The sequence below is a fragment of the Streptomyces sp. NPDC001002 genome (assembly GCF_053599215.1).
In genome coordinates this window covers 14,109-40,447 of the sequence record NZ_JBSFLV010000045.1, presented here as the reverse complement: position 1 = coordinate 40,447, position 26,339 = coordinate 14,109, and the positions used below count along the sequence as shown (strand labels likewise).

Annotated in this window: 26 protein-coding genes and 1 riboswitch; of the genes, 19 read left to right on the top strand and 7 right to left on the bottom strand. The window is 71.1% G+C overall.

Annotated elements, in window-relative coordinates:
• Nucleotides 1-2: 2 nt before the first annotated feature.
• On the bottom strand, nt 3-950 hold the full coding sequence (locus ACWDR3_RS21605) for a 3-carboxyethylcatechol 2,3-dioxygenase (protein ID WP_450354134.1): 948 nt from the start codon (nt 948-950) through the stop codon (nt 3-5).
• Nucleotides 947-1,945: a zinc-binding dehydrogenase gene (locus tag ACWDR3_RS21600; RefSeq protein WP_450354133.1), complete on the bottom strand. Its 999-nt coding sequence runs from the start codon at nt 1,943-1,945 to the stop codon at nt 947-949. Before ACWDR3_RS21600 ends, ACWDR3_RS21605 begins: the two co-directional genes overlap by 4 nt.
• A gap of 101 nt (nt 1,946-2,046) precedes the next feature.
• Between ACWDR3_RS21600 and ACWDR3_RS21595 the strand changes: the two genes are divergently transcribed.
• The 8 genes from ACWDR3_RS21595 (at nt 2,047) to ACWDR3_RS21560 (ending at nt 9,398) form a co-directional block, all read left to right on the top strand.
• Nucleotides 2,047-3,423, top strand: coding sequence for an aromatic ring-hydroxylating dioxygenase subunit alpha (locus ACWDR3_RS21595; protein ID WP_450354132.1), 1,377 nt, complete (start codon nt 2,047-2,049; stop codon nt 3,421-3,423).
• Nucleotides 3,420-3,755 (top strand): non-heme iron oxygenase ferredoxin subunit, encoded by a 336-nt coding sequence (locus tag ACWDR3_RS21590; RefSeq protein ID WP_450354131.1) that lies wholly within the window; start codon nt 3,420-3,422, stop codon nt 3,753-3,755. The genes ACWDR3_RS21595 and ACWDR3_RS21590 overlap by 4 nt, the downstream gene beginning before the upstream one ends.
• Nucleotides 3,752-4,966 (top strand): NAD(P)/FAD-dependent oxidoreductase, encoded by a 1,215-nt coding sequence (locus tag ACWDR3_RS21585; RefSeq protein ID WP_450354130.1) that lies wholly within the window; start codon nt 3,752-3,754, stop codon nt 4,964-4,966. The genes ACWDR3_RS21590 and ACWDR3_RS21585 overlap by 4 nt, the downstream gene beginning before the upstream one ends.
• Before the next feature lie 60 nt (nt 4,967-5,026).
• Nucleotides 5,027-5,605: a 3-phenylpropionate/cinnamic acid dioxygenase subunit beta gene (locus ACWDR3_RS21580; RefSeq protein ID WP_450354129.1), complete on the top strand. Its 579-nt coding sequence runs from the start codon at nt 5,027-5,029 to the stop codon at nt 5,603-5,605.
• A 22-nt stretch (nt 5,606-5,627) separates the two neighbouring features.
• Nucleotides 5,628-6,488 (top strand): alpha/beta fold hydrolase, encoded by an 861-nt coding sequence (locus tag ACWDR3_RS21575; RefSeq protein ID WP_450354128.1) that lies wholly within the window; start codon nt 5,628-5,630, stop codon nt 6,486-6,488.
• Nucleotides 6,485-7,324 (top strand): 3-(cis-5,6-dihydroxycyclohexa-1,3-dien-1-yl)propanoate dehydrogenase, encoded by an 840-nt coding sequence (gene hcaB, locus ACWDR3_RS21570; protein ID WP_450354127.1) that lies wholly within the window; start codon nt 6,485-6,487, stop codon nt 7,322-7,324. The genes ACWDR3_RS21575 and hcaB overlap by 4 nt, the downstream gene beginning before the upstream one ends.
• Nucleotides 7,325-7,404: 80 nt before the next feature.
• Nucleotides 7,405-8,997 (top strand): AMP-binding protein, encoded by a 1,593-nt coding sequence (locus ACWDR3_RS21565; RefSeq protein WP_450354126.1) that lies wholly within the window; start codon nt 7,405-7,407, stop codon nt 8,995-8,997.
• Nucleotides 8,998-8,999: 2 nt separating this feature from the next.
• Nucleotides 9,000-9,398: a hypothetical protein gene (locus ACWDR3_RS21560; protein WP_450354125.1), complete on the top strand. Its 399-nt coding sequence runs from the start codon at nt 9,000-9,002 to the stop codon at nt 9,396-9,398.
• Between the two features lie 52 nt (nt 9,399-9,450).
• On the opposite strand, the gene ACWDR3_RS21555 is transcribed toward ACWDR3_RS21560, so the two are convergent.
• The 3 genes from ACWDR3_RS21555 to ACWDR3_RS21545 form a co-directional block, all read right to left on the bottom strand.
• Complete coding sequence (locus tag ACWDR3_RS21555; RefSeq protein WP_450354124.1) at nt 9,451-11,142, bottom strand: tannase/feruloyl esterase family alpha/beta hydrolase; 1,692 nt, start codon at nt 11,140-11,142, stop codon at nt 9,451-9,453.
• A 231-nt stretch (nt 11,143-11,373) separates the two neighbouring features.
• Nucleotides 11,374-12,291 carry an SDR family NAD(P)-dependent oxidoreductase gene (locus tag ACWDR3_RS21550; RefSeq protein ID WP_450354123.1) on the bottom strand — a complete coding sequence of 306 codons (918 nt, stop codon included), beginning with the start codon at nt 12,289-12,291 and terminating at the stop codon, nt 11,374-11,376.
• Nucleotides 12,292-12,330: 39 nt separating this feature from the next.
• Nucleotides 12,331-12,870, bottom strand: coding sequence for a TetR/AcrR family transcriptional regulator (locus tag ACWDR3_RS21545; RefSeq protein WP_450354122.1), 540 nt, complete (start codon nt 12,868-12,870; stop codon nt 12,331-12,333).
• A gap of 135 nt (nt 12,871-13,005) precedes the next feature.
• On the opposite strand from ACWDR3_RS21545, the gene ACWDR3_RS21540 reads away from it, so the two are divergent.
• On the top strand, nt 13,006-14,454 hold the full coding sequence (locus ACWDR3_RS21540) for an aldehyde dehydrogenase (protein ID WP_450354121.1): 1,449 nt from the start codon (nt 13,006-13,008) through the stop codon (nt 14,452-14,454).
• Between the two features lie 73 nt (nt 14,455-14,527).
• Nucleotides 14,528-15,379: an oxidoreductase gene (locus ACWDR3_RS21535; RefSeq protein ID WP_450354120.1), complete on the top strand. Its 852-nt coding sequence runs from the start codon at nt 14,528-14,530 to the stop codon at nt 15,377-15,379.
• A 38-nt stretch (nt 15,380-15,417) separates the two neighbouring features.
• On the opposite strand, the gene ACWDR3_RS21530 is transcribed toward ACWDR3_RS21535, so the two are convergent.
• Together ACWDR3_RS21530 and ACWDR3_RS21525 are read right to left on the bottom strand one after the other, a co-directional pair.
• Entirely contained in the window at nt 15,418-16,365 is a 948-nt protein-coding gene (locus tag ACWDR3_RS21530; RefSeq protein ID WP_450354164.1) for an amidohydrolase, read from the bottom strand.
• Nucleotides 16,366-16,388: 23 nt separating this feature from the next.
• Complete coding sequence (locus ACWDR3_RS21525; protein ID WP_450354163.1) at nt 16,389-17,393, bottom strand: glycoside hydrolase family 43 protein; 1,005 nt, start codon at nt 17,391-17,393, stop codon at nt 16,389-16,391.
• A 201-nt stretch (nt 17,394-17,594) separates the two neighbouring features.
• Here ACWDR3_RS21525 and ACWDR3_RS21520 point away from each other — a divergent pair, with 201 nt between their 5' ends.
• From ACWDR3_RS21520 to ACWDR3_RS21480, 9 genes are all read left to right on the top strand, one after another.
• Entirely contained in the window at nt 17,595-19,424 is a 1,830-nt protein-coding gene (locus ACWDR3_RS21520; protein ID WP_450354119.1) for an ABC transporter ATP-binding protein, read from the top strand.
• Nucleotides 19,425-19,557: 133 nt separating this feature from the next.
• Entirely contained in the window at nt 19,558-19,668 is a 111-nt protein-coding gene (locus ACWDR3_RS21515) for a putative leader peptide (RefSeq protein WP_402344733.1), read from the top strand.
• A 154-nt stretch (nt 19,669-19,822) separates the two neighbouring features.
• Nucleotides 19,823-20,686 (top strand): glutathione S-transferase C-terminal domain-containing protein, encoded by an 864-nt coding sequence (locus ACWDR3_RS21510; protein WP_450354118.1) that lies wholly within the window; start codon nt 19,823-19,825, stop codon nt 20,684-20,686.
• A gap of 76 nt (nt 20,687-20,762) precedes the next feature.
• Nucleotides 20,763-20,872, top strand: a riboswitch (SAM riboswitch).
• A gap of 338 nt (nt 20,873-21,210) precedes the next feature.
• Nucleotides 21,211-22,191, top strand: coding sequence for an amino acid ABC transporter permease (locus ACWDR3_RS21505; RefSeq protein WP_450354116.1), 981 nt, complete (start codon nt 21,211-21,213; stop codon nt 22,189-22,191).
• Nucleotides 22,188-22,985, top strand: coding sequence for an amino acid ABC transporter ATP-binding protein (locus ACWDR3_RS21500; RefSeq protein WP_450354115.1), 798 nt, complete (start codon nt 22,188-22,190; stop codon nt 22,983-22,985). Before ACWDR3_RS21505 ends, ACWDR3_RS21500 begins: the two co-directional genes overlap by 4 nt.
• A 65-nt stretch (nt 22,986-23,050) precedes the next feature.
• Nucleotides 23,051-24,079, top strand: a complete 1,029-nt coding sequence (locus ACWDR3_RS21495) for an ABC transporter substrate-binding protein (protein ID WP_450354114.1) — start codon at nt 23,051-23,053, stop codon at nt 24,077-24,079.
• Between the two features lie 80 nt (nt 24,080-24,159).
• Nucleotides 24,160-24,897, top strand: a complete 738-nt coding sequence (locus ACWDR3_RS21490) for a GNAT family N-acetyltransferase (protein WP_450354113.1) — start codon at nt 24,160-24,162, stop codon at nt 24,895-24,897.
• A 47-nt stretch (nt 24,898-24,944) separates the two neighbouring features.
• On the top strand, nt 24,945-25,034 hold the full coding sequence (locus ACWDR3_RS21485; protein WP_450354112.1) for a putative leader peptide: 90 nt from the start codon (nt 24,945-24,947) through the stop codon (nt 25,032-25,034).
• A gap of 76 nt (nt 25,035-25,110) precedes the next feature.
• Nucleotides 25,111-26,319, top strand: coding sequence for an LLM class flavin-dependent oxidoreductase (locus ACWDR3_RS21480; protein ID WP_450354110.1), 1,209 nt, complete (start codon nt 25,111-25,113; stop codon nt 26,317-26,319).
• Nucleotides 26,320-26,339: the final 20 nt, after the last annotated feature.

Here is a 26,339-nt window from a genome sequence, read left to right as displayed (position 1 = left end):
CCTCATCGCCTCGGCGCTTGCTCCGCCGTCGCCACCGCGAACCCCGCGATCCACTCGGGGATCGGCGCGTAGAAGCGGGAGGTCATGCGGTACGGGCCGGTGGCGGCCAGGGAGGCGAACGCCGCTATCCAGGTGCGTACTTCGTGGGCCGAGCCGCCGCCCTCGGCGCCCATCCAGTCCACGCTCCACCAGTCCACCTCGGTGAGGCGGCCGCTCTCCAGGGTGTCGAGGACGAGGTTGTCCCAGGCGGGGTTGATCGGGATCATCGAGGTCGAGCCGGCCGCGTAGTCCCGCCCGGCCTGGACGACGCGCTGCTCGCCCCTGGCCCGTTGTTCCGGGGTCGGCGGGTGTCCTTCGATGAGCGCGTCGGTCACGCGGGGCGGGGCGCCTTCGAGGACGGGCACGGGTGGGTCGTGCGAGAGCCCGCCGGAGCCGAGGAAGAGGACTCGCCGGTCGAGTGCGGCGGCCGCCTCGCCGAGCGCTGTGCCCAGCGCGCGGACGCGGGCGACCGGACCCAGCGGGGTGGCGACCCCGTTGACGAAGACCGGCACGACCGGGACCCGGTCGATGCCTCCGAAGAGGACCTCCAGGGGCTGCACGAAACCGTGGTCGACCGTCATACGGGCGGAGACGGTCAGGTCGATCCCGCGCTCCAGCGCACCGCGCGCGAGGGTGCGGGCCGATTCCGTGTCCACCGACAGGGGGCCCGCCGCCGACCCGAAGTCGCCGACGGCGATCGCCTCGGTGGCCAGGCAGAACGGCGGCATCTCCTTGTAGAAGAAGCCGTTGTAGTGGTCCGGCGCGTACAGCACGACCAGCTCCGGGTCGAAGTCGCGCACGAAGGCGCGCGCGGTGTCGACGGCTTTCGCGACGGACGACAGTACGTCCGGCTCGGGATCGTTCTTGCCGATCAGAGGCGAGTGGGACAGGCCGACGGCCGCCGCTGTCATCGTCGTGCTCCTGGGGTGTGCGGGTCGGACGGGTGGACGACGAGCTTTCCGGTGAGCCGTCCGTCGATCATGAGCTGGAAGCCCTTGTGGATCTCGTCGAGGGGGAGCGTGCGGTCGATCACCGGGCGTACTCCGGTGGCGTCCAACAGGCCGAGCAGCGCGGCGAGTTCGGCGCGGGTGCAGCCTGTCGAGCCGAGGACGCGCTGCTGGAGGTAGAAGATGCGGCCCAGGTCGGCGGGCGGGTTGGTGCCGCTGGTCGCGCCCGCGATCACGAGGGTGCCGCCGGGGCGCAGGGACTTGAGGGAGTGCGACCAGGTGGCCTCGCCGACCGTCTCGACGACCACGTCGACCCGCTCGGGCAGCCGCTCGCCGGTCGGCAGGGCCGCACGTGCGCCCCAACTCACCGCCTGGGCCCGCTTGTCCGCGCTGCGACTGGTCGCGTAGACGACGGCGCCCGCGGCCACGGCCAGCTTGATCGCGGCCGAGGCGACACCGCCGCCCGCCCCCTGGACGAGGACCCGGTCACCCGCGGAGAGCCGCGCCTGCGTGAACAGCATCCGGTAGGCGGTGCCCCAGGCGACGGGCAGACAGGCCGCCTCGTCGAAGGAGAGCCAGCCCGGCTTGGGGATCAGATTGCGGGTCGGCACGGTGAGGTACTCGGCGAAGGCCCCGTCGTGCCGTTCCGACAGCAGGGCGCGGCCCGGATCGAGGGTCTCGTCGCCTCCGCCCGCGTCCGGGTCGGCGATGACCGGGTGGACCAGTACCTCGTTGCCGTCCTCGTCGACGCCGGCCGCGTCGCAGCCGAGGACGACCGGGAGCCGCTCGGGCGGGTGGCCGACCCCGCGCAGGGTCCACAGGTCGTGCATGTTCAGGGAGGACGCGACCACGCGGACCCGCGACCAGCCGGGCCGGGGATCGGGCCGGGGGACGTCCCCCAGGACGAGCCCGGACAGCGGATCGGCCGCGCTCTGGGAGACGGCGGTTGCAGCAAGCATGCGCTCACACTCGGCCGGGCCCGGGGGCCGCCGACAGCGCGTGTGCCGTCGTACGGAACGACGGATGGAAGCCCCGCGACCTGTGCTGTTGCCTGGGCCGCATGACCTCGACGATCGAACCCCGGGGCGCGGCCACAGTGGCCCCGCGCGGGGCCCTGAACCGCCCGGCGGAGCTGGCGCGGAACCTCGATGTCGCCGGGCTCGTGGACACCGAGGGCGGGCTGCTGGACCGGGTGATCTTCACCGATCGGCAGCTGTACCGGCAGGAGCTGCGGCGCGTGTTCGCGCCGAGCTGGCTGTTCCTCGCGCACACCGACCAGTTCCACAAGCCGGGCGACTTCTTCACCACGTACATGGGCGAGGACCCGGTCATCGTGACGCTCGACCGGGACCGGCGGATCCGCGCCTATCTCAACTCCTGCCGGCACCGCGGGGCCCGTGTCTGCCGCGCCGACTTCGGCACGACCCGCAACTTCACCTGCACGTACCACGGTTGGTCCTACAACCTGGACGGCTCGCTGGTGAGCGTGCCCAACAAGGACGGCTATCCGGCCTCCTTCGCGTCGGGGGAGTGGGGCCTGGTCGAGGTGCCGCACGTGGAGACGTACCACGGGCTGGTCTTCGGCACCTGGAACCCGCGGCCGTCGTCGCTGCGCGAGGCCCTCGGCGACATGGCCTGGTACATGGACGCGATGCTCGACCACGACGACGAGGGGACCGTCGTGGTCGGCGGGGTCCACAAGTGGGTGCTGGAGGGCAACTGGAAGCTGGCGGCCGAGCAGTTCGCCACCGACTGGTACCACGTCAACATGAGCCACGCCTCGGCTCTGATGCTGCTCTCGCCGAACGGCAAGAAGCCCAACGAGGAGGTCGTGCACCGCACGGGTCGCCAGTACGTGAGCCCGAACGGGCACGGCGCCGGCTTCCCCGTCCATCCGAAGAACCGCTTCGACGCGCAGACCGTGCACCGGTGGACCGACTACTTCGCGCTGCGCGAGCGGCTCGGTGACGCGCGGGTGGAGGGGCCGTTGACCAACGGACACGCCACCGTCTTCCCCAACTTCTCCTACCTGCCCGTCAACGGCTCCATCCGGGTCTGGCACCCCAAGGGCCCGGACCGCATGGAGGTGTGGGCCTGGACCGTCGTGGACAAGTCGATGCCGGACGAGGTGCGCGAGGCCCAACGCCTGTACAACCTGCGCACGTTCGGACCCAGCGGCATCTTCGAGCAGGACGACGGCGAGAACTGGAGCGAGGTGCAGGCCGTCTCGCACGGCTTCATCACCAACGGCGTGCCGCTCAACTACCAGATGGGCATGGGCTCGGAGCGCGAGGACGGCCGCTACCCCGGCCGGACCAGCGAGCTGTACAGCGACGCGGCGGGCCGGGCCTTCTACGGCCGCTGGCGCGAACTCATGAACACCCCTGCCTGGCACGAGAGTTCGCACGCCGACCCGCACGAGGAGCAGCAGTCATGAGTGAAGGCATCCGCGTCGCGGCCCTCGCGGACATCCCGCGGGGCGAGGGCCTCGCCGTCGACAAGACGCTCACGGGCACGACCGACGACATCGCCCTGCTGCGCGACACCGACGACAGCGTGTACGCGCTCGACGACACCTGCACCCACGAGGACGCCTCCCTCGCCGACGGCTGGGTCGAGGACGGCTACGTCGAATGCCCCCTGCACTCCAGCAGGTTCTGCCTGAAGAACGGCGAGGTCCAGGGCCTGCCCGCGACGCGGAACGCCTGCCCGCACCGCGTCGAGGTACGGGACGGCGAGATCTACCTCTTCCCCGGCGAGACACCGTGACCGACCGGGTGGTGATCGTGGGCGGCGGTGTCGCCGGGGTGAGCACGGCGGCGGCACTGCGCGCCGGCGGCTTCGACGGCGACCTCACCCTGGTGGACGCCGAGGAACTCCCGTACGACCGGCCGCCGTTGTCGAAGGAGTTCCTGGCCGGGGAGAAGGACGTCAAGCAGATCGCCCTCCAACCGGCGCAGTGGTACGACGACCAGCGGATCCGGCTGGTGAACCGCAGCGTGGTCATGGGGCTGCGCCGGCGAGAGGGTGCCGTCGAGCTGATGGACGGTCATCTGCTGCCCGCCGACCGCGTGGTCCTGGCGACCGGCGGTGGCGCGGCCCGGCCGCCGATCCCCGGCATCGACAGCGCGCGGATCCATGTGCTGCGCAGCGCCGAGGACGCGGACCGGCTGCGGCCGTGCCTCGTGCCGGGCGCCCGGCTGCTCGTGGTCGGCGCGGGACTGATTGGGGCGGAGGTCGCGTCGACCGCCGTACGGTCCGGCTGCGAGGTTCACCTGGTCGACCCGGTGGCCGTGCCGCTCGCGGCGGCGCTCGGGCCCCAACTCGCCGACTGGCTGCACGCGTTGCACACACGGCACGGCATCACGGTCGAGGCCGCCGCCGTCGAGCGGTTCACCGAGCGGGCCGACGGCATCGAGGCGTGGCTCTCCGGAGCCCCGGCCCCGCGGACCTTCGACGCGGTGCTGCTCGGCGTCGGGATGGTGCCGCGGGTCGAACTCGCCCAGGCGACGGGACTTGAGGTCGACCGCGGCATCGTCGTGGACGAACGCCATGTCACCTCGCACCCGGCCGTGCTCGCCGTCGGCGACTCGGCCCGGACCCGACGCGACGGCGTGCTCCTGGCGCGCACGGAGCACTGGGAGGCGGCCCGGCACGACGGCGAGCGCGCGGCGGCCGGCCTGCTCGGCACCCCGCCGCCCGAGGCGACCGCCCCCTGGTTCTGGACCGACCGCCACGGGCGGCACGTCGAGGCCGTCGGACACATGGAACACGCCGAACTGACCGTCGTACGCGGGTCCTTCGACGACCGGTCCTTCTCGGTCTTCGGGCTGAGAGACGGCCACGTCGTCGCGGCGGCCGGCGTCGACGACCCGACGGCGGTACGCGCGGCCCGCCGCATGATCGACCGGCGGATCCCGGTGGAGCCCGCGCGGCTGGCCGACCCCACCGTCAACATCCGTGCGCTGCTGCGCGGTTGACGTACCGCCTGACGGCACACACCGTACCGACGCCGCACGGAGAAGGGATCGAATGCGACCGTGAGCACAGCCACCACCGAGCAGAGCGCCTCCCGCGCGGGAACGCGCGCCGACCGCGACACGCACTTCGAGGTCGAGCAGTTCTACTACCAGGAGGCCGACCTCCTCGACGCAGGCCGCTACGCCGACTGGCTCGACCTGCTCGCGGACGACCTGGACTACTGGATGCCGACCCGCACCAACCGACTGCGGCGCCAGCAGGCGCTGTCCGTGGCGGCCCGCGGCGAGGCGGCGTTCTTCGACGAGAGCAAGGACAGTCTGGCCTGGCGGATCCGCCGGTTCGACTCCGGCATGGCCTGGGCCGAGGACCCGCCCTCACGCACCCGCCACCTGGTGACCAATGTGATGGCCCGGCACGTCGACCCCGCGGAACACGAGGAGTTCACCGAGAACGACCTGTGGGTGCGCTCGGCGTTCCTGGTCTACCGCAACCGGCTGGAGCGGGAGGAGAACGTGTTCGCCGGCAGCCGCACGGACGTCCTTCGGCGGGCCCCGGACGGCGGTCTGCAGGTGGCCCGCCGGACCGTCCTCCTGGACCAGAACGTCCTGCTGTCGAAGAACATCTCCACGTTCTTCTGAACTCTCCTGATGAGGAATCGTCGTGACCGACCTCGAACTCGAACACCGTCAAGTGCCCACCTCGCTCGGTGAGATCGCCGTGGCCGAGACGGGCGAGGGCCCCGTGCTGGTGATGCTGCACGGCGGCGGTCCCGGTGCCTCCGGTGTCAGCAACTACCACCAGAACCTCGCCGCGTTGGCCCCGCACTTCCGCGTCGTCCTGCCCGATCAGCCCGGTTTCGGGGGCAGTTACCGGCCGACCGGGGACGACCTGGAGAAGCGGTCGATCACCGAGATCACGGTCGACGCGCTGGCGCAGACGCTGGACGCCCTCGGCATCGACACCTTCCACCTGCTGGGCAACAGCCTCGGCGGCGCGGCGGCCATCGCCCTGGCACAGCAACACCCCGAGCGGGTGAGCCGCCTGGTGCTGATGGCCCCCGGCGGCGGCTGGCTGCCCTTCGGGCCCACGCCCACCGAGGGACAGAAGGAGATGTTCCGCTACTACAACGGCGGCGGCCCGAGCGAGAAGAAGATGGCCGCGTTCATCCGCGCCATGGTCTACGACCACCGGCAGTTCGGCGAAGAGGTCGTACGCGCCCGCTACGAGGCCTCCCTCGACGAGAGCCACATCGCCTTCTACCACACCTACAACGCCGCGTTCGCGCAGCGCGGCGGCATGGACCCGCTCTGGCGTGACCTGCACCGGATCAAGGCCCCCACCCTGCTGCTGTGGGGACGCGACGACCGGACGATCACCCTCGACGGCGCCCAGCTCATGCTCAAGCAGATCCGTGACGTCCAGCTCCATGTCTTCGGACGCTGCGGCCACTGGGTGCAGTTGGAGCGACAGCGGGAGTTCGAGGAACTGGTCACCGGCTTCCTCAGGGAGCGTGCGGCGTGAGCGGCGGCTGGCTGGAGGGACAGACGGCACTGGTCACCGGCGGCGGGTCGGGCATCGGACGCGCCGTCGCCGAGCGCTTCCTCGCCGAGGGCGCGTCGGTCACCGTCCTCGGCCGGGACAAGGACCAACTCGACGACGTCGTACGCTCCTTCGCGGACCCCTCCCGTATCCACGCCGTCACCGCGGACGTCCGTGACTCCGCCGCCCTGCACGCCGCCGTCGCGGAGACGGTCGAGCGCTTCGGCCGGCTGGACACCCTCGTTGCCAACGCCGGAGTGTGGGACTACCAACGGCAGTTGACCCGGCTCGGCCCCGAGGAACTCGACACCGCCTTCGACGAGATCTTCTCCATCAACGTCAAGGGCTATCTGCTGGCCGCGGAGGCCGCCTGGCGCGAGCTGGTGAAGTCGCGCGGCAGCATCGTGATGACGCTGTCCAACGCTTCCTTCTACGTCAACGGCGGCGGCCCCCTGTACACCGCGAGCAAGCACGCCTGTCTCGGTCTGATGCGGGAGCTGGCCTACGAGTTGGCCCCCAAGGTGCGGGTCAACGGCGTCGCCTGCGGGGGCATGAACACCGACCTGCGCGGGCCCGAGTCCCTCGCCCTCGACGGCCGCTCGATCGGCGCGTCCTTCGCGAAGCGGAGCCCGGCGAACGGATCGCCGCCGCCCATTCCGCTGCACGACTCCAGCACGGACCCGCGCGACTTCACCGGGCCGTACGTCCTGCTCGCCGCCCGCGCGCAGAGCGGTCCCATCACCGGGCACGCCATCTCGGCCGACGGCGGCATCGGCGTACGCGGGTTCGCGCACGCCGCCGGCGGCGACCACCTCTGACGCCCGGCACCCCGACCAGCACCGCCCCCGCCGAAACCGCCCGACCGCCACCGCCAGACCCGCTCGACGAGGAGCCGCACGTGAGCACACCACCCCACCCGGCCAACTCGGGTCTGCACGTCAATCTCAACCCGGCCGCCGCCGTGGCCGCGAACGCGCGCACCGACGCCGACAGCGTCGTGATCCGGTACGCCGGTGGTGACCTGACGTACGCCCAACTCGACGACAAGGCTGCCCGGTTGGCCGCCGTACTGGGCCGAGGCGGCGTCGGGGACGGGGACCGGGTCGCCCACCTCGGGCTCAACAGCGGCTCGTTCCTGGTGACGATGCTGGCCGCGTTCCGGCTCGGTGCCGTCTTCGTACCGGTCAACTTCCGCCTCGCGGAACCCGAGTTGACCGCCGTCCTGGTGGGCAGCGGCGCGGTCGCCCTCGTGTGCGAGGAGGGGCACCGGGAGAGTGCCGACCGGGTCCGCGGCGACACCGCGCTCGACCGCCTGCTCCTCGTCGACGACGACCCCCTGGTGCCCACGGCGGGAGCGGCGGGCTGGGAGTCCTGGTCCGCTCTGATCGACGCGGCGCGGCCTCTGACCGATGTGGCGGTCAAACACGCCGACGACCCCGCGCTGTTGATGTTCACCTCCGGCACCACGGGCCTGCCGAAGGGAGTCGTCCTGACCCATGGCAACCTCTGGTGGAACGCCGTCAACGTCGACCTGCGGCTCGACACGCGCAGGGGTGACGTCACCTACGCGGCGGCACCCCTCTTCCACATCGGCGGCCTCAACACCTTCGTGGTCCGCACCCTGGTGCGGGGCGGGACCGTGGTGGTGCGGCGCGGCTTCGACCCGCGGACGTGCGTGGAGGACGTGGTCGAGCACCAGGTCAACTCGATGTTCGGCGTGGCCCAGATGTTCGCCGCCCTGGCCCGTGAACCCGGCGTCTTCGACCGGGACTTGAGCTGTCTGCGCTCGATCGTGGTCGCGGGCGCCCCGGTGCCGCCCTCGCTCATCGAGCTGTACGCCAAACAGGGCGTCCTGCTCCAACAGGCCTGGGGCCTCACGGAGACGGCGCCCTTCGCCACCCACCTGCCCGCCGAGCGCACGATGGAGAAGATCGGCTCGGCCGGGATCCCGATGCCGTTCACCGAGGTGCGCGTGGTCGACCCGGCCACCAACACACCGCTTGCTCCCGGGAGTTCCGGCGAGATCGTCGTCCGCGGACCGAACGTCACCGCCGGCTACTGGCGCAACCCGGACGCCGACCGGGCGGCCTTCGACGCCGAGGGGTGGTTCCACTCCGGGGACATCGGCTTCCTCGACGAGGACGGCTACCTCTACATCGTCGACCGGCTGAAGGACATGATCATCAGCGGCGGCGAGAACGTGTACCCCGCCGAGGTCGAACGGGTCCTGGCGGCCATGCCGGGCGTGGTGGACGTGGCGGTGGTCGGGGTGGCCGACGAGGAGTGGGGCGAGACCGTGGCCGCCGTGGTCAGCGTGGACGGCACGGTGGACATCACCCTTGAGTCCGTCCGCGCCTACGCGGCCCGCGATCTGGCCCGGTACAAGCTCCCACGGCGCCTCAAAGTCGTAGGAGCCGTGCCGAGGAACGCGTCGGGGAAGCTCGACAAGGTCGTCGTACGCCGACTGAGCACGGAAGACGGGGAGAACTGACCTTGTCCGGCAAGGGTGTTGAGGGGTCCGCACGAGAGGGTGCCCGCCTGGAGGATGCCGTACGAGTCCGGCGGTGCTCGGCCGGTCGGCTCAGGGACGCGTATCCCGTCGGTGTCCACGACGTGGAGGTCGTGATCGGCGGGCCGCAACGGGGTGATGAGAAGTCGGTCGAGTCGCTGCGACGGGCGGCGCGCACGGCCCTCTCTTCCGATCCGAAGTGCCGGCGCGTCGTCCACGCGGTCGAGGAGGACGACCTGGCGGGCGCCGAGGACGCGGAGGCCGCCGGTTTCCGGCATGTCGTCGACGTGGATCTGCCCGAGGGCGCGTTCCGTCTGTTCGTCCTCGAACCGGCGTGGGTCACCGAAGGCGACTCGGACCTGGATCGCGTGTCGGGGACCTGAGATCCGCGCGGACGAAGCGGGGCACGTGCGTCACGTGCCCCGCTTCAACGCCTCAGCGCCGGTCCTTGGCGGTGCGGGACGCGGCGGCCAGATCGGCCGGGACGGTGGTGCGGGTCTTGCACGGGGCGTCGGAGCCGGCGCCCACGGCCGTGTCGGGATAGGCGCAGATGGTGCGTTCGACCCCGGCGGCCGTGTCCTTCTGGTCGAAGGACTCCGGCGCCTTGCCGTGCTCGGTCCAGGCCTGCAACGCGTCCAGAAGCTGGGACAGGGCGGACGCGGTGCCCGTGAGCGTGGGCTCGGTGTGGCCGACGTCGGGGAAGTAGAAGGAACGGACGAACGACCGGGTGTCCTGGACGCCGTAGCGGTCGAACAGGCGCTGCTGGTAGTTGTACGAGTTGAACGGGGCGATCAGCGGGTCGTTGGTGCCGACGTAGTACAGGATCTTGCCGTTGTTGCGGCGGACGTCGGACAGGTCGGTGCTGTCGGTCGACGCCGTCTTCTCGAACTTGCGGTAGGACGCCTCGAAGGTCTTGGGGAAGTTCTCCATCGTGAGGCCTGCGCGCCAGTCGTAACCGGCGTCCTGGGCAAGCCAGTTGCGCAGGTACGTCTCGATCAGCGGGCTCATGGAGTTGCCGCCCGGCAACAGGACGGAGAAGGACGTGCCGCGGGTGAGGCCGCCCCACAGGCGGTTGCCGTCGGCGTCGCGCGGGCCGTCCCAGATCAGGTTGACGGCCTCGGCCTCCGCCGGGGTGAGCCCGCTGACCTTCGAGGCGTCGAAGGTGCAGCGGCGCGGTTCGGCGATGACCTTGTCCTCGACGCCGTCCAGGCCGTCGCACGCGGCGACGGCGGCGGCGTTCGCCGCGTCGCTCTTGGCGGGTGACAGCCCCTTGGCGCCCAGGAGTTCGTTGACCACGACGGCCGGCCAGGCCTCGCCGACGATGAAGCGGTTCCAGTTGATCGCCGGGTATCCCAGCAGGAACCCGTCGTAGAGGCCGCCGTGCCGCTGGGCCATCTGCGAGCCCTGTCGGCCGCCGGTGGAGCCGCCGACCCAGTAGTTCCACCGGGCGGCCGTGCCGTAATAGGTCTTGGCGAGGTCGAGCGCCCAGATGGTCTGGGCGTGTTCGCTGCGGTCGATGAAGTCCTCGACCTGCGAGGTCAGCAGCTTGCCCGCCGGGTCGAGCACGAAGCCGCCGCCCGCGAGACCGCAGTTCGGCTGCGCGTTGGCCACGCCTGTCGTGGGGTTCGTCGCGTTGCACCAGGCGGTGTTGTGCCCGGTGTCGGTGCTCGAACCGACCTCGCCCCGCTGCAGTGCGAAGGTGGTGTCGGGGACGAAACCGACGTAGCCGCCGCCTCCGATGTTGAGCACACGGCCGTTCCAGGCGCCGGACAGGTCACCACCGGTCCCGCCGTCGGTTCCGCTGAGCGGCAGGGTGACCCGGACGTTGATGTCGCGCTCCGGAACGAGGTCGACCCGGCAGTGGGCGGGCACCTTGTCCGTCGCCGGGACGAGGGTGGAGGTCGCCGAACGGACCTGGTGCCCGGCCAGCAGACCGGCGCTCAGGTCCGCGCACGAGGGTGCCGCGGTGGGCCGGGCGGCCGCGACGGCGGGAGGCTGCGCGATCAACAGGGTCAGCGCGGCGGTGACGGCCGCGCCGGGCAGCAGGGCGGGGGAGAACCGGCCGCGGCGGCGAAGTGGGGGCGGCAGCGGTCGCGGCACGGTGCGCGGGCGGGCGTGATCCCTCATGGGCGGCCCTTCCTTGATCGGAGACGAGGCGGGCGCTGACATCCCAGCCGCCACGACCGGCACGCGGAAGGCGGTGTGCCGTGCAGCGGCACGGGAGCGCCGACCCCCTTGCCCGGGGCTCCGACGGATTCAGCGGGCCATTGACTCGTACCGATCTGGCCGTGCACTCGTCCCGATCAGAAGGCGTACGTCACTCAGACGGGGTACGCCACTCAGACGGGCTACGTCCCGTCAGACGGGGTACGTCACTCCGGTCAGTTCCTCCGAAGCCGCCCACAAGTCGCGCTGCATGCCCGGGTCGTGGGACTGCTCGCTGGACCGCACCCGCACCGGGTAGCCCCTGAGCTCCTGGAACCCGCGCGGTCCGTAGTACTCGCCGCCCCGCACGCCGGGGTCGGTCGCCGCGCGCAGGGTGGGCAGCGCGCCGCGGTCCGCGGGCTGCGAGATCAGCGGATTGAACGCCGTGACGAGTGTGCGTACGACGAAGGCGGAGTTGCGGATGAGTTCGGTGGCCGCGAGGCCCGGGTGGGCGGCGACGGCGACGGTCGCGGCCTTGCCCGCCATGCGGCGCTGGAGCTGATAGGTGAACTCCAGGTTGGCCAGCTTCGACTGGCCGTACGCGCCCACCCGGCTGTAGGGCCGCCGTTCCCATTGCAGGTCGTTCAGGTCGATCGAGGCCTGGATGCGGTGGGCCAGGCTGCTGACCGTCACCACCCGGGAGCCCTCGACCGTCAGCATCCGGTCCAGCAGCAGTCCGGTGAACGCGAAGTGGCCGAGGTGGTTGGTGCCCAGCTGGAGTTCGAACCCGTCACGGGTCGTGCCCTTGGGCGTGTACATCACCCCGGCGTTGTTGATCAGCAGGTCGATCCTGGGGAGCCGGTCCCGCAGGTCGCCTGCCGCGGTGCGCACCGAGTCGAGCGAGGTGAGGTCGAGGTGCTGCACCGTGAGGTCCGCGTCGGGAGTGGCGGCGGAGATCCGGTCGGCGGCCCGCCGGCCCTTCTCCGTGTCGCGTACCGCCAGCACCACCGCGGCACCGCGCGCGGCGAGGACCTTGGCGGTCTCGAAACCGATCCCGGTGTTGGCGCCGGTGACCACGGCGACGCGACCCTGCTGGTCGGGCACGTCCGCGGCGGTCCACTTGTCGTTCACGATTCCTCCAGGGTGATGGCCGGGGGCGCGTGAAGGGGCCTACCCGACGCCTTGCAGGAGTGAGTTCACCACGAGGTCGGCGGCCGGGCCCGGTTCGATGTCGACGAACACATGGGCCATGGTGTCGACCATGCTGCTCAGCAGCGCCGTCGCCCACCCAGGGGGCAGGTCCTGCCGGATCAGCCCCTCGTCGGCCGCGCGCCGCATGAACGCCTCCAGCCGCTCGCGCAGTGCCTCGGCCCGCTGCTCGGCCTCGGCGTCCTCCTGCATCATCCGCCGGATGTCCACCGGCCAGCGCCGGCTGACCGGGATGATCGACTCGACGTATCCGTGCAGCGCGATCGCGACCGGCGCCTTCTCCAGGCGGACCGCGTCCATGACCACCTCGGCGGCGTCGAGCTTCGCCGCGTAGACGGCGGACAACAGGGCTTCCCTGCTCGCGAACCGCCGATAGACCGTGCGCCGGTCGACTCCGGCCTCCGCGGCGATCGCGGCCATGGTCGTGGCCGGGTCCCGCGCGAGCAGCCGTGCGCCCGTCTGCAGGACCGCGTCCAGGTTGCGGGCCGCGTCGGCTCTCATCGCGGTGATCACCTTCCGTAGGTCCAGGGTGCTGTAGCGCCACAATAGCATTGCGCTTGTTGCATTAACTGTCACATCGACGTAGCGTTTGTCGCGTCAACCTCTACACGGCAGGGACAGAGAGAAGACGGCGCCATGATCGTGCGCGACAAGCTCTACACAGGCGGTCGCTGGACCGACCCGAGTTTCACCACCCCGCTCGACATCCGTTCACCCCATGACCAGTCGCTCGTCGGCCGGTCCGTCCAGGCCCGGCCGGCCGACATCGACCGCGCGGTCGTGGCGGCCCGGGCGGCCTTCGACGAAGGGCCCTGGCGGCAGACGACCCCGGAGCAGCGCCAGGACCTGATCGTGCGGCTGAACAAGCTGCGCGAGGAGAGGGCCGAGGAGATCGCGGGGCTGATCACCACCGAGCGCGGCAATCCGCTCTGGTTCAACAGGGCCGGGCAGGGCGGACTGACCCGGCAGGCGCTCGGCTACCTCAAGGCCGCCCGCGAGTTCGGCTGGGAGGAGACGCTCGACCCGTCCGTGCCCGACGCCGCCTTCCGCAGTGTCGTACGCCGTGAGGCCGTCGGAGTCGTGGCCGCCGTCATCCCGTGGAACTCACCGTTCTCGGCGGCGCTGGCGAAGATGATCCCGGCGCTGCTCGCGGGCAACACCGTGATCCTGAAGGCCTCGCCGGAGAACTCGCTCAGCATGATGCTGCTGGCCGACCTCTTCGACGAGCTGGGGCTGCCCGAGGGCGTGGTCAGCATCCTCCCGGCCGACCGGGAGACCAGCGAGTACCTGGTCGCGCATCCCGGCGTCGACAAGGTGGCCTTTACCGGCTCGACCGGCGCGGGCCGTGCCATCGCGGCCGTCGCGGGACGCCAACTCAAGCGCGTCAGCCTGGAGTTGGGCGGCAAGTCCGCGGCGATCATCCTGCCCGACGCGGACCTGACCGAGGCCGTGCCCGCGCTGCGGTTCGCCTCGCTGATGAACAACGGCGAGGCGTGCATCGCCCAGACCCGGGTGCTCGCGGCGCGCAGCCGGTACGAGGAGGTCGTGGCCGCCCTCAAGGACCTGCTCGACGGACTGAAGGTCGGCGACCCGTCCGACGAGGACACCTTCATCGGCCCGCTGGTCCGCGCCGAACAGCAGGAGCGCGTACGGTCCTACATCCGCCTCGGCATCGAGGAGGGCGCCCGTCTGGTCACCGGCGGAGCCGAGTCGCCCGCCGGGCTTGAGCGGGGCAACTACGTCAAGCCGACCCTGTTCGCCGACGTCGACAACGACATGCGGATCGCTCGCGAGGAGATCTTCGGCCCCGTCCTGGTGGTGATCCCCTTCGACGGCGAGGACGACGCCGTGCGCATCGCCAACGACTCCGAGTACGGCCTCAGCGGTGGCGTCTGGACGGCCGACGTCGAACACGGCCTTGAGCTCGCCCGCCGGATCAGGACCGGCACCTTCACCGTCAACAGCGCGCCCATCGGCTTCGACGGTCCGTTCGGCGGCTACAAGGCGAGCGGCACCGGGCGCGAGTACGGCGCCGTCGGCCTGACCGAGTACGTCGAGCACAAGACGATCACCATCCCGGCCTGATCGCCCCAACTGGCGTGCCCTGCACAGAAGAAGCCTGCACAGAAGCAGCCCGCACAGAAGAAGGAAGATGACGATGACTACCAAGACCTGGCTCGTCACCGGCGCCTCCGCCGGACTGGGACGCGAACTCGTGGTGGCCGCACTCAACCGCGGCGACCGTGTCGTGGCGACATCGCGTCGGCCCGAACGCCTCGACGACCTCGCGTGCGAACACGGCGACCGACTGTTCGCCGTGGCGCTCGACGTCAACGATGCCGACGACGCCCGCGCGGTGGTGGCAGCTGCCACCGAGCGCTTCGGCACGGTGGACGTCGTGGTGAACAACGCCGGTTACGCCACCAGCGCGGCGATCGAGGAGATCCCGGACGCCGACTTCCGGGCCCAGCTGGACATCAATCTGTACGGCGTGGTCAACGTGACCAAGGCGGTGCTTCCCGTCCTGCGCCGGCAGCGCTCCGGGCACATCGTCCAGATCTCGTCGATCGGCGGGCGAGTGGGCGGCACCCCAGGCCTCGGCGCGTACCAGACCGCGAAGTTCGCGGTGGAGGGGTTCTCGGAGGTGCTCGCCAACGAGGTGGCGCCGCTCGGCATCAAGGTGATCATCGTCGAGCCCGGGGGACTGCGCACCAACTGGGTCGCGGGAGCCGCCACTTCACCCGTCCCGGTCGGCGAGGACTACGACCGGACCGTCGGCCAGTGGGCGCGCAGGTTCGCCGAGTACAACGGCAAGGAACCCGGTGACCCGGCCAGGGCGGCGCGGGTCATCGCGGAGATCGTCGACGCCGAAGAGCCGCCGCGCCGCCTGCTGCTCGGCTCGGACGCGCTGGGCATCGCGCTGGAGTCGGGGGCCGAGCGCTCCGCGGAGGCCGAGAAGTGGGCGGACGTCAGCCGGTCGACGGACTTCCCCACATCCGACGAGCGGTAGGCAAGCGGTGGGCGGGATACAGGTGACCAGTCGGCCGGTCACCCCTTCCCGGTCAGCAGACGCCACGGGTTGTCGACCCGGAACGCCCGCCCCGCCGCCCCGCCCAGACCGAAGCCCGGACGCTCCGGTGGCCCGGCATAGGGCCGGTCCGTGCCCTGGACGACGGCATCCGCGCCGAGCGCCGCCACGATCGCCTCGACGGCGCGCGGACCGTACGAGGACGTCTCCACGAACACGTTCCGGTCCACCCCGTCCACCTGGTCCGCCCCGTCACCCCGCGCCGCGAAGCGCTCCCCGTGCAGCGGGGCGAGCCCGGCCAACAGCGCGAAGCAGACCCGCAGTTGAGGGTGCCGGGGCCGCCCGAAGGCCCGGAACGCGAACCAAGAGGCGTGCATCTGCTGGACGTAGGGGACCATCGCGGGCCACCAGCCGGGCCCAGGCGCCCCCACGCCTGAAGACCTCGGCAGCGCCGGCCCGGGGTGGACGAACAGTGGGAGATCGCGCTCTTCGAGAAGGTCGAGCAGCGGCGCGCACCGGGCGTAACCGGCCGCGTCGGCAAGGGAGTTGGCCGGGAGCTGGAGCCCGACCAGCCCCAGCCTCGGTCCCGGCCCGCGCCCCAGATCCAGAGCCTCGGCCGTCCCGTCCGCGTCGATGTCCCGCACATTGGCCGCCGCCCACGCCCCGAATGGCTCCGGCAATGCAATCGCGTCCTCGTGATGCGCGTCGATCAGCGGCCGTGCCTCCTCGGCCGGCAGCCACTCGATGCCGAGCGGGGCGGACAGCGAGACGAGGGCCCGGCCGAGGCCGTCGGCGGCGGCCAGTTCGGCGCGCCGCGCGAGGTCGTGGTCGGCGGCGGAGACCTCGTAGGGCGGCTCACCGACCGTGTGGAGGGTCCAGCCGTCGAGGTACGGCGGTTCGGTGCGGGCGCGCAGGGCGGCCACGAACGCGGGGCCCCACAGATGCTGATGGACATCGACGTTCGTCAGACGCTGAGGGACATCGACACTCATCACGCCAACTCACCGTCCAGGTCGGTCCGTTGGCGCAGCACGCGCAGTTCCGCGCCGTCCAGTTCCATCTCGTACAGCTTGCCCCGCGCGTTCTCGAACGGTCGGTGCAGGATCATCATCAGCTGGCCGTCGAAGGTGTGGAACAGCATGCCGTGACCGCTGTCCTGCCGGACCAGGGGCCGACGTTGGTGCCACGGTCCGGTGAGGTCGCCGGACTCCGAGACGGCGTACGTCTGCACGTAGCCGCCGCTGAGCGTGCCGTCCGCGGCGGCGACGTTCTTCTCGTACGTCGACCACAGCATGAGCAGGGTGCCGTCGGGTGTGCGGTGGAGCTGAGGGCCGTCGGTGACGTAGGGCGCGAGTTGGTGCGGTACGCCGGCGGGGAGCTGCTCGGTGATCCAGGGCGCGTCCGAGGCCTTGAACAGGAGCACCGGGTCGCCGACGGTCCTCGTCAGGTCCGGGGCCAGTCGGATCGCCTCCATCGTGCCGTCGATGGTCTGCAGCCACTCGTGCGCGTACACCATCCACGGCTGCCCGGACGGGTCGACGTACAGCGTGCCGTCGAGGGTCATGAGGTGGTCCGGTGGGGTGGGGCCGGACGGGTCCACGACGGTGAAGGGGCCCAACAGAGAGTCGGACACGGCCGTGACCGTGCCCCGCATGTGGTTCGGGAGCTGGAAGGGCGTGCCCCAACGGCCGGGCGGCGGGACCGGGAGCGGGCGGTCCGTGTTGTGCAGGGTCGTGAACAGGTAGTACCTGCCGTCCCGTCGGTGCACCTCCGGGGCCCAGGCGCCGTCGGTGGCCCAGATGCCCGGCTGGTCCTCGGTACGGAAGACGACGACCGGGCGCGTCCAGTCGCGCAGGTCGTGGCTGCGGTAGACCATCGTGCCGGTGCCGTCCACGCCCGACACGGACGGGTCGTTGGACGTGTAGAGGTGGTAGGTGCGGGTCAGGTCGTCGGCGACCACGAAAGGGTCGTGCAACGGCATCTCGGGCAGGCGCATCGGCTCGTTCTGGGGCACGTTGCCAGCGTACGGCCGACCTCTGACACCTCCTGAGGCACGTGCGCGCGCGCTGCCGTCCCACCAGCCGCCGTCGGCCGGACATCACCCGCGGTCGGCCGGAAAAACGCGTGGACCGGGTCGTACCGGTCGCAGGAGACTGCCATGCCTGGCCGCACGCGGGGACACGACGACAGGGTGGGAATGGGAACGCCTGCATCGCACGACGGACCACCGGGCCGGGGCTCGGTTCTGCTCGCACTTCGTTACTACGGACGGGAGTTGGCGCGGCTGCGGCGGCTGACGCTGCCCGCCATGCTGATGCCCGCGCTGGGCAACGTCGGCATCGCCTACATCGCGCCGCTCGTCGTCGCCAAGCTGGTCGGCCGTATCGCCGACGACGACGGCCTCGGCGTACGCGAGACCCTGCCGTACGTCCTCGCCTTCACCGTCGTCCTGCTGCTCGCGGAGACGCTCTGGCGGATCGGACTGCACTGCCTCAACCGCCTCGACGCCCTCGGTATCGAGCACCTCTATGTGATCGGCCTGGACGAACTGTTCGCCAAGGACGCCTCGTTCTTCCACGACAACTTCGCCGGCTCGCTGACCAAGCGGGTCCTCAGCTTCGCCTCGCGGTTCGAGGAGTTCGTCGACACACTGACGTTCAACATCATGGGCAGCCTGATTCCCTTGCTGTTCGGGTCGATCGTGCTGTGGCGCTACGAACCCCTGCTGGTCGTCGGCCTGTTGACGATGATCACCGTGACGGCGGTGTGCGTGGCGCCCCTCGTCCGGCGGCGCCAGCGGCTGGTGGACCAGCGTGAGGCTGCCATCGCGCGCGTGTCGGGGCATGTCGCCGACAGCCTGATGAACATGGACACCGTGCGGGCGTTCGCCGCCGAGGAGCGCGAGGCGGCCGAGCACCGCTCCCGGGTCGCCACCTCTCGTCGACTGACGCTGATGTCGTGGGACTACGGCAATCTGCGCATCGACACGCTGGTCGCGCCGCTGTCCGTGGCGACCAACGCGCTCGGGCTGCTGCTCGCGGTGACGCTGAGCCGGGGCGGGCACGGTGTGGAGGCGGTCGTGGTCGCGTTCACGTACTACACCAACGCCACCCGGATCATGTTCGAGTTCAACCAGATCTACCGGCGGCTGGAGAGCTCGATGACGGAGGCCGCGCAGTTCACCGAGCTGTTGCACTCGCCACCGACCGTGCTCGACCCGGTGAAGCCGGACCCGCTGCCGGCGCGTGCCGCCTCCGTGCGCTTCGAGCGGATCACGTTCTCCCACGGCTCCGGCGCCCCGCTCTTCGACGGACTCGATCTCGTCGTGCCCGGCGGCGCGAAGATCGGCCTCGTCGGGCGGTCCGGCGGCGGCAAGACCACCCTCACCCGGCTGCTGCTGCGGATGACGGACCTGGACGCCGGCCGGATCCTGATCGGCGGCCAGGACATCAGCAGGCTCCGCCAGGCCGACCTGCGCGGCCTGATCGCCTACGTGCCCCAGGACCCGGCCATGTTCCACCGCAGCCTGCGGGACAACATCGCCTTCGCCCGCCCCGACGCCACCGACGCCGAGATCCGCCGGGCGGCCGAGGCGGCGCACGTGACGGAGTTCGCCGACGCGCTGCCCGAGGGCTTCGAGACGATGGTCGGCGAGCGCGGCATCAAACTCTCCGGCGGCCAGCGCCAGCGGGTCGCGCTGGCCCGGGCGATCCTGCGCGACGCGCCGATCCTGCTCCTCGACGAGGCGACCAGCGCGCTCGACTCGGAGAGCGAAGTCCTCGTCCAGGAAGCGCTGTGGCGGCTCATGGAGGGGCGCACGGCGCTCGTGGTCGCGCACCGGCTGAGCACGGTCGCCGGCATGGACCGCCTCGTGGTCCTGGACCGCGGACGGATCGTCGAGCAGGGCACGCACCAGGAACTGCTCGCCTCCGAAGGCGCCTACGCCAAGCTGTGGCGCCACCAGTCCGGCGGCTTCCTCACCGACAGCCCGACGGACGACGACGCCGCCCGGGCCGACGTGAACTGAACGGGACACCGGAGACCGATGGGGGCACCGGAAGCGAACGGGACACCGACCGGTCGGTGGACGCCCTCTTGACGCCGCAGCCAGGGGGATCGACACTCCAGAAGGGAATCCTAGTGAACAGGTAGGGAATGACATGAGGCGCCTTGGACCGGTCACCGTACGCGTGAGCCGCTCGCCTCTCCTCACCTCCCGCCGCCACATCGATCTGCTGCGCGTCTGCAGCGCGATCAGCCGCCTCGGCTGAGCCGCGCCCCTCCCGTGCCCGCGACGCCCACGCGTCGTCCCGCGACCGGACGCCACCGGCGTCGTCCGTCCGCCACGCACGGCTGAGCCCGGCCCCTTCCCGTCCGACGTCGCTTCCGCCGCGCGTACGTCCGCGCCCGCTCCCGGGGAGAGTCATGTCCGTCACACCGCTGGCCGCCCACACCACCACTCCGTCCACGCCCGCCTTCCGGGGCCGCATCGGCGGCGATCCGCGCAGCGGCCACTACGCCGTTCCGCGCCGCTACCGCCTCCATCTGTCCACCGCGTGTCCCGACGGCCTGCGCATCGCCGTCACCCACAGCCTGCTCGGCCTGGACACCGTCTGTCCGGCGACCTATCTGCCCGCCGTTCCCGACTCCCCGCAGGACGGCCACTCCGTGCTGCGCCCGCTGTACGAGGCGAGCGCCCACCGCTACTCAGGACCGGCCGTCGGACCCGTCCTCAGCGACGACTGGTCCGGGCGGATCGTCAGCACGCACGCTCCGGACATCACCCGCGACCTCGCCCGCCGCTTCGGCGCCGACCGGCTCTCGCTGTACCCGTGCGGCGCGGAGTCGGAGATCGAGGCCGTCGAGCGGATGTGCGCACAGGACATCGAGGGAGCCGCCCAGCGCGCCGGACAGTCCGGCATCGAGCAGGCGGAGCGCGACGCGGCCCTTGAGGCGCTGCTGGAATCGCTGGGCGCTCTGGAGCGCTGGCTCGTCGGCCGCGACCACATGATCCGGGATCAGATCACCGCCGCCGACGTCGAGTTGTGGGTCACGCTGGTCCAACTCGACACCGTGCACCGCCATCACCTGGACGCCTGCGCGGTCGAGCGCATCGCCGACCACCCCACCCTGTGGGCGTACGCCCGCCGGCTGGCCGCCCACCCGGCCTTCGGCACCCATCTCGACCTGGACGGCATCGCCCGCCGCCATCACGCCCGCTGCCGGGGACTGGAGGCGGCCGGCGCGGCCGTACAGATCCTCGACTGGGCTGCCCACGCGGCCCACTAGCAGTCCCGTAGCCGTTCCACTTCGTGGACCGGCGTTGACATTCGTTCGGGCAAGTGTCTTGAATATCGCCCAGAACGGTCATGAGTGTCAGCGACAAGCCCTGGCTTGCTGACCGGCAACCCTCGCACCGCGGTGGGGTGCCCCAGGTGACGACCGGACCGGATGACGTTTCGGTAAGCGCGCGGCCCCTTCCGGGGGCCTCCGACAGTGACAGGTGACGCCATGTACGCAGCTCCCAGGACGGCCGCATGCCGCCCGCAGGGCTGCGTACTGTCGTACGCGAACCTGTTCGTCGCCGACCGCGCCGTCGATCTGCTCCGGGTCAGCAGCGCACTGTGTACCGCACCGGGCCGTGCCCGCTGTCGGGGCTGACGACCACCCAGCCCGCGCACCTCTGACGCACACCCGCCTCCGCCGGTGTGCAGTTCCCCTCCCCGCCCCCAGCCCCGTGCACCCGCGCGCGCCGCCCGCCGTCGCGCGTCCACCGCCGCGGTGCGGGGTGTCCGAACCTGCCGGAGCCCACCATGAGTGAACCCCCTGGCGCCGCCGTGTCCCTCGCCGAGGCACCGCCTGCCGACGAACCGTCAAAACCCCTCACCGCACAGCGAGTTCAGCCGCTGCGCCGGCCGGGGCGCTGGATCGCCACCGCGGTCGTGCTGGTCCTCGCGGCCCAGTTCGTGCACGGCCTGGCGACCAACCCGTTCTACCAGTGGGACCGCTTCGGGTACTGGTTCCTGCGGCCGACCATCCTCGACGGGCTGCTCATCACCCTCGAAGTGGCCGCCTACAGCGCCGTGTTGGGCCTCCTCGGCGGCATCCTGCTCGCCCTGGCCAGACTCTCCAGGTCGCCGGTGCTGCGCGCGGTGAGCTGGACCTACGTCTGGGCCCTGCGCTCGATCCCGCTGATCGTGGTACTGCTCTTCCTCTACAACTTCAGCGCCCTCTACAAGACGTTGAGCGTCGGCGTCCCCTTCGGGCCGGCCTTCTTCTCCTTCGACGAGTCGAGGCTGGCCACGGACATGGTCGTCGCCGTCATCGGCCTGAGTCTCAACGAGGCGGCCTACGCGGCCGAAGTGGTCCGCGGCGGCATCCTCTCCGTCGACCAGGGCCAGCACGAGGCGGCCTCCGCCCTCGGCCTGCCCAAGAGCTACCAGTTCCGCCGGATCGTCTTCCCGCAGGCGCTGCGCTCCATCACCCCGAACTACGTCAACCAGCTGATCGGCCTGATCAAGAGCACCTCGCTGGTCTTCTACGTCTCTCTGCTCGACCTGTTCGGCTCCGCGCAGACGATGGGCTCCACCTACCCCGGCGACATCGTCCCGCTGCTCCTGGTCGTCACCGTCTGGTACCTGATCCTGACCAGCGTGGTGTCCGTCATCCAGTTCTACGTCGAGCGGTACTACGCCCGGGGCGCCACGCGCTCCCTGCCGCCGACCCCGATCCAGAAGCTCCGCACCGGCCTCACCGATCTGCGGGCCCGCATCCGCCGGGAGGCCGCGATATGAGCGCCCAGACCCTCGAACCGCCGACCGACATCACGCCCGCCGCCGTGGAGGTGCACGACGTGCACAAGTGGTACGGCGCCCACCGGGTGCTGGACGGCGTCGACCTGACCGTGCGGCCCGGCGAGGTCACCGTCATCCTCGGCCCGTCCGGCTCTGGCAAGTCCACGCTGCTGCGGGTCATCAACCACCTGGAGAAGCCGGAGATCGGCTACGTCAGCGTCAACGGCGAACTGATCGGCGTGAAGAGGCAGGGGGAGCGGCTGAAGGAGCTCAGCGAGCGGGCCATCCGCGCCCAGCGCAGCCGGATCGGGTTCGTCTTCCAGAACTTCAACCTGTTCCCGCACCTGACCGTCCTCGACAACGTGGCCGCGGCACCGGTGGCCACCGGCCGGCTCGGCAAGCCCGAAGCCCTGGAACTGGCCCGCGAGTTGCTCGGCCGGGTCGGGCTCGGCGAGAAGGCCGGCGCCTATCCGCGCCAGCTGTCCGGCGGCCAGCAGCAGCGCGTCGCCATCGCCCGCGCCCTCGCCCTGCGCCCCGGCGTCATCCTCTTCGACGAGCCGACCTCCGCCCTCGACCCCGAACTCGTCGGCGAAGTCCTCGCCGTCATCAAGGACTTGGCGACCAGCGGCACCACCCTCGTCATCGTCACCCACGAGATCGGCTTCGCCCGCGAGGTCGCCGACCGGGTCGTCTTCATCGACGGCGGAAAGATCGTCGAGCAGGGCCCGCCGCACGAGGTCCTCGACAAGCCGCAGCACGAACGGACCCGCGACTTCCTCAGCAAGGTCCTCTGACCCCCCGCACCTCCAGCACCTTTCGCCCTCTTCCACCGTCCCGAACACCGAACCTAGGAACAGCCATGTCTCCCCTCAGCCTTCGCAGCAGACTCACTCGCGGACTCACCGCCGGCACCGTCGTCGCCGCTCTCGCCGGCGGGCTCGCCGCCTGCGGGGGAGACAGCGACGCGGCCACCACGACCGACAACGCGGCCGCCGGTTCGGTCACCGTGGGTGCCCTGTCCCTCGGCGCCGCCAAGGAGACCACGCTGAAGGTCTCCGAAGTGAAGTCGATCAGCGCCGAGTTGCCCAAGGACATAGCCAAGAGCGGCAAGTTGGAGATCGGTGTCGGCTTTCTGCCCGCCGGCTCCCCGCCGCTCGGTTACGTCGGCTCGGACCAGAAGACCCTCACCGGTTCGGAGACCGACATCGGCCGTCTGGTCGCCGCCGTCCTCGGCCTCAAGCCCGAGCTGAAGAACTCCACTTGGGAGAACCTCTTCATCGGCCTGGACAGCGGCAAGGTCCAGGTCGCCTTCTCCAACGTGACCGACACCGAGGAGCGCAAGGCGAAGTACGAGTTCGCCTCCTACCGCGAGGACAACCTCGGCTTCGCGGTGAAGGCCGACAACTCCTGGAACTTCGACGGCAATTACGAGAACCTCGCCGGCAAGACCGTCGCCGTGGGCGCGGGCACCAACCAGGAGCGGATCCTCCTGGAGTGGAAGAAGAAGCTCGCCGCCGAGGGCAAGAAGGCGCTCACGGTCAAGTACTTCCAGGACAACAACAGCACCTACCTCGCGCTGACCTCCGGGAAGATCGACGCCTACCTCTCGCCGAACCCCTCGGTCGCCTACCAGGTCTCCTCGACCAAGGGCACGGCCAAGGCGGTCCGCAACGCGGGCACGTACTCCGGCGCCGGCTCCTCCCTCCAGGGCCTGATCGCGGCCACCGCGAAGAAGGACAGCGGCCTCGCCAAGCCGCTGGCCGACGCGATCAACTACCTGATCAAGAACGGGCAGTACGCCAAGTGGCTGGCCGCCTGGAACCTCTCCAACGAGGCCGTCGCCAAGTCCGAGGTCAACCCGCCCGGACTGCCCCTCAGCGACTCCTGACCCACCCTCTCCGCAAGGGGACCCCGCCGCGTCCCGGCAGGGTCCCCGACCCGTGCGACCAGTACCGGAGCCGTCACCCGATGTCTTCCACCGCCAGTCTCGACACCACCACCTCCCACGTCCTGGACAACCCGGCCTGGGCCGCGCTCACCGGCCCGCACGCCCACTTCGCCGAGCGCGTCGGCCGCGCCGCCCGCTACCCCGTCGACGTGGCCGGCTTCCACGCCATCACCGACAATGACGACCCGCGCGCCTGGGCCGACCTGGCCGCCCTCGTCGGCCCCGGCGGCACCGCCGCGGTGCGCGGAGTGAGCGAGGCTCCGCACGGCTGGGAGATCGTCCGCTCCGGTGAGGGCGTCCAGTTCGTCGACACCGGCCTGTGGGCCGAGCCCGCCCCCGAGGCCGTACGCCTCGGACCCGACGACGTACCCGAGATCCTCGACCTGGTCGCCCGCACCGAACCCGGCCCCTACCTGCCCCGCACCGTCGAACTGGGCACCTACCTGGGCATCCGCCACGAGGGCCGGCTCGTCGCCCTGGCCGGGGAACGCCTGCACCCGCCCGGCTGGACCGAGATCAGCGCCGTGTGCACCGACCCCGGACACCGCGGCCGGGGCCTGGCCACCCGCCTGGTCCGCGCGGTCGCCGCCGGCATCAAGGAACGCGGCGAGCAGCCCTTCCTGCACGCGGCGGCCACCAACGCGAACGCGATCCGGCTGTACGAATCGATCGGCTTCACGCTGCGCGCCCGTACGGTCTTCTCCCTCCTGCGGTTCACCGGGCCGACCGGCGCCGCGGATCCGGAAGAAACGGCATAGCCGTGCCGTTGTCCTTTACGAAGCCGGACTCCGTGGAGGTGGAGCACATGGGTGGCGCGTCCCTCGTGCACGTGTGTCTCACCACGCGGCAGCACATCGATCTGCTGCGCGTGGCCGGCGCGCTCTGTCGCCCCTGACGCCGTTGCCCCAGCGCCGTGAGCCCATGTCCCTGGGCCGGCGATCTCGTACGGACCTCCAGGAAGGCACCCACTCGTGTCATCGACCTCCCCTTCCCACCTGCATCTCGCGGTCGCCCTCGACGGCACCGGCTGGCACCCCGCCTCCTGGCGCGAGCAAGTCGCCCGCCCCCGGGACCTGTTCACCGCCGGCTACTGGGCCGACCTGGTCGCCGAGGCCGAGCGCGGCCTGCTCGACTTCGTCACCTTCGAGGACGGGCTCGGCCTGCAGTCCTCGCACTACGGCGACCTCGACGGCCGCACCGACCAGGTCCGTGGACGTCTCGACGCCGTACTGACCGCGTCCCGCATCGCGCCCCTGACCCGGCACATCGGCCTGGTGCCGGCCGTGATCGCCACGCACACCGAGCCGTTCCACCTCTCCAAGGCGATCGCCACCCTCGACTATGTGAGCGGCGGCCGCGCGGGCCTGCGGGTGCAGATCAGCGCCCGCCCGCACGAGGCCGACCACTTCGGCCGCCGCACCTTCCCGCCGATCAATTTGGAAGAGCTGCGCACCCCGGCCGGACAGCAGCGGCTCACCGACCTCTTCGACGAGGCCGCCGACTACGTCGAGGTCGTGCGCCGGCTCTGGGACAGCTGGGAGGACGACGCGGAGATCCGGGACACCGCCACCGGCCGCTTCGTCGACCGCGACAAGCTGCACTACATCGACTTCGAGGGCCCGCACTTCAGCGTCAAGGGCCCCTCCATCACCCCGCGCCCGCCGCAGGGCCAGCCCCTCGTCACCTCCCTCGCCCACCAGACCGTCCCCTACCGACTGGTGGCCCGCCAGGCCGACATCGGCTACGTCACCCCGCGTGACGGCGAAGACGCCCGCGCGATCGTCGCCGAGATCCGCGCCGAGCAGGAGGCGGCCGGCCGCGCCGACGAACTCGTCCATGTCTTCGGCGACTTGGTGGTCTTCCTCGACGACGACCAGGCCGCCGCGGAGGACCGACGCGCTCGTCTGGACGCCCTCGCGGGGGAGCCGTACGAGAGCGACGCGCGGATCTTCGCCGGTACGCCCACTCAACTCGCCGACCTGCTCCAGGAGTTGGCGGCGGAGGGCCTGACCGGCTTCCGGCTGCGCCCCGCTGTCCTCGGCCACGATCTGCCCGCCATCACCGACGGTCTGGTCCCCGAACTCCAGCGCCGCGGCGCCTTCCGCACCGTCTACGAGGCCGACACCCTGCGCGGCCTGCTGGGCCTCGCCCGCCCCGCCAACCGCTATGCCGCCGTCTGAGCCGGAAGGACCGACCGCAC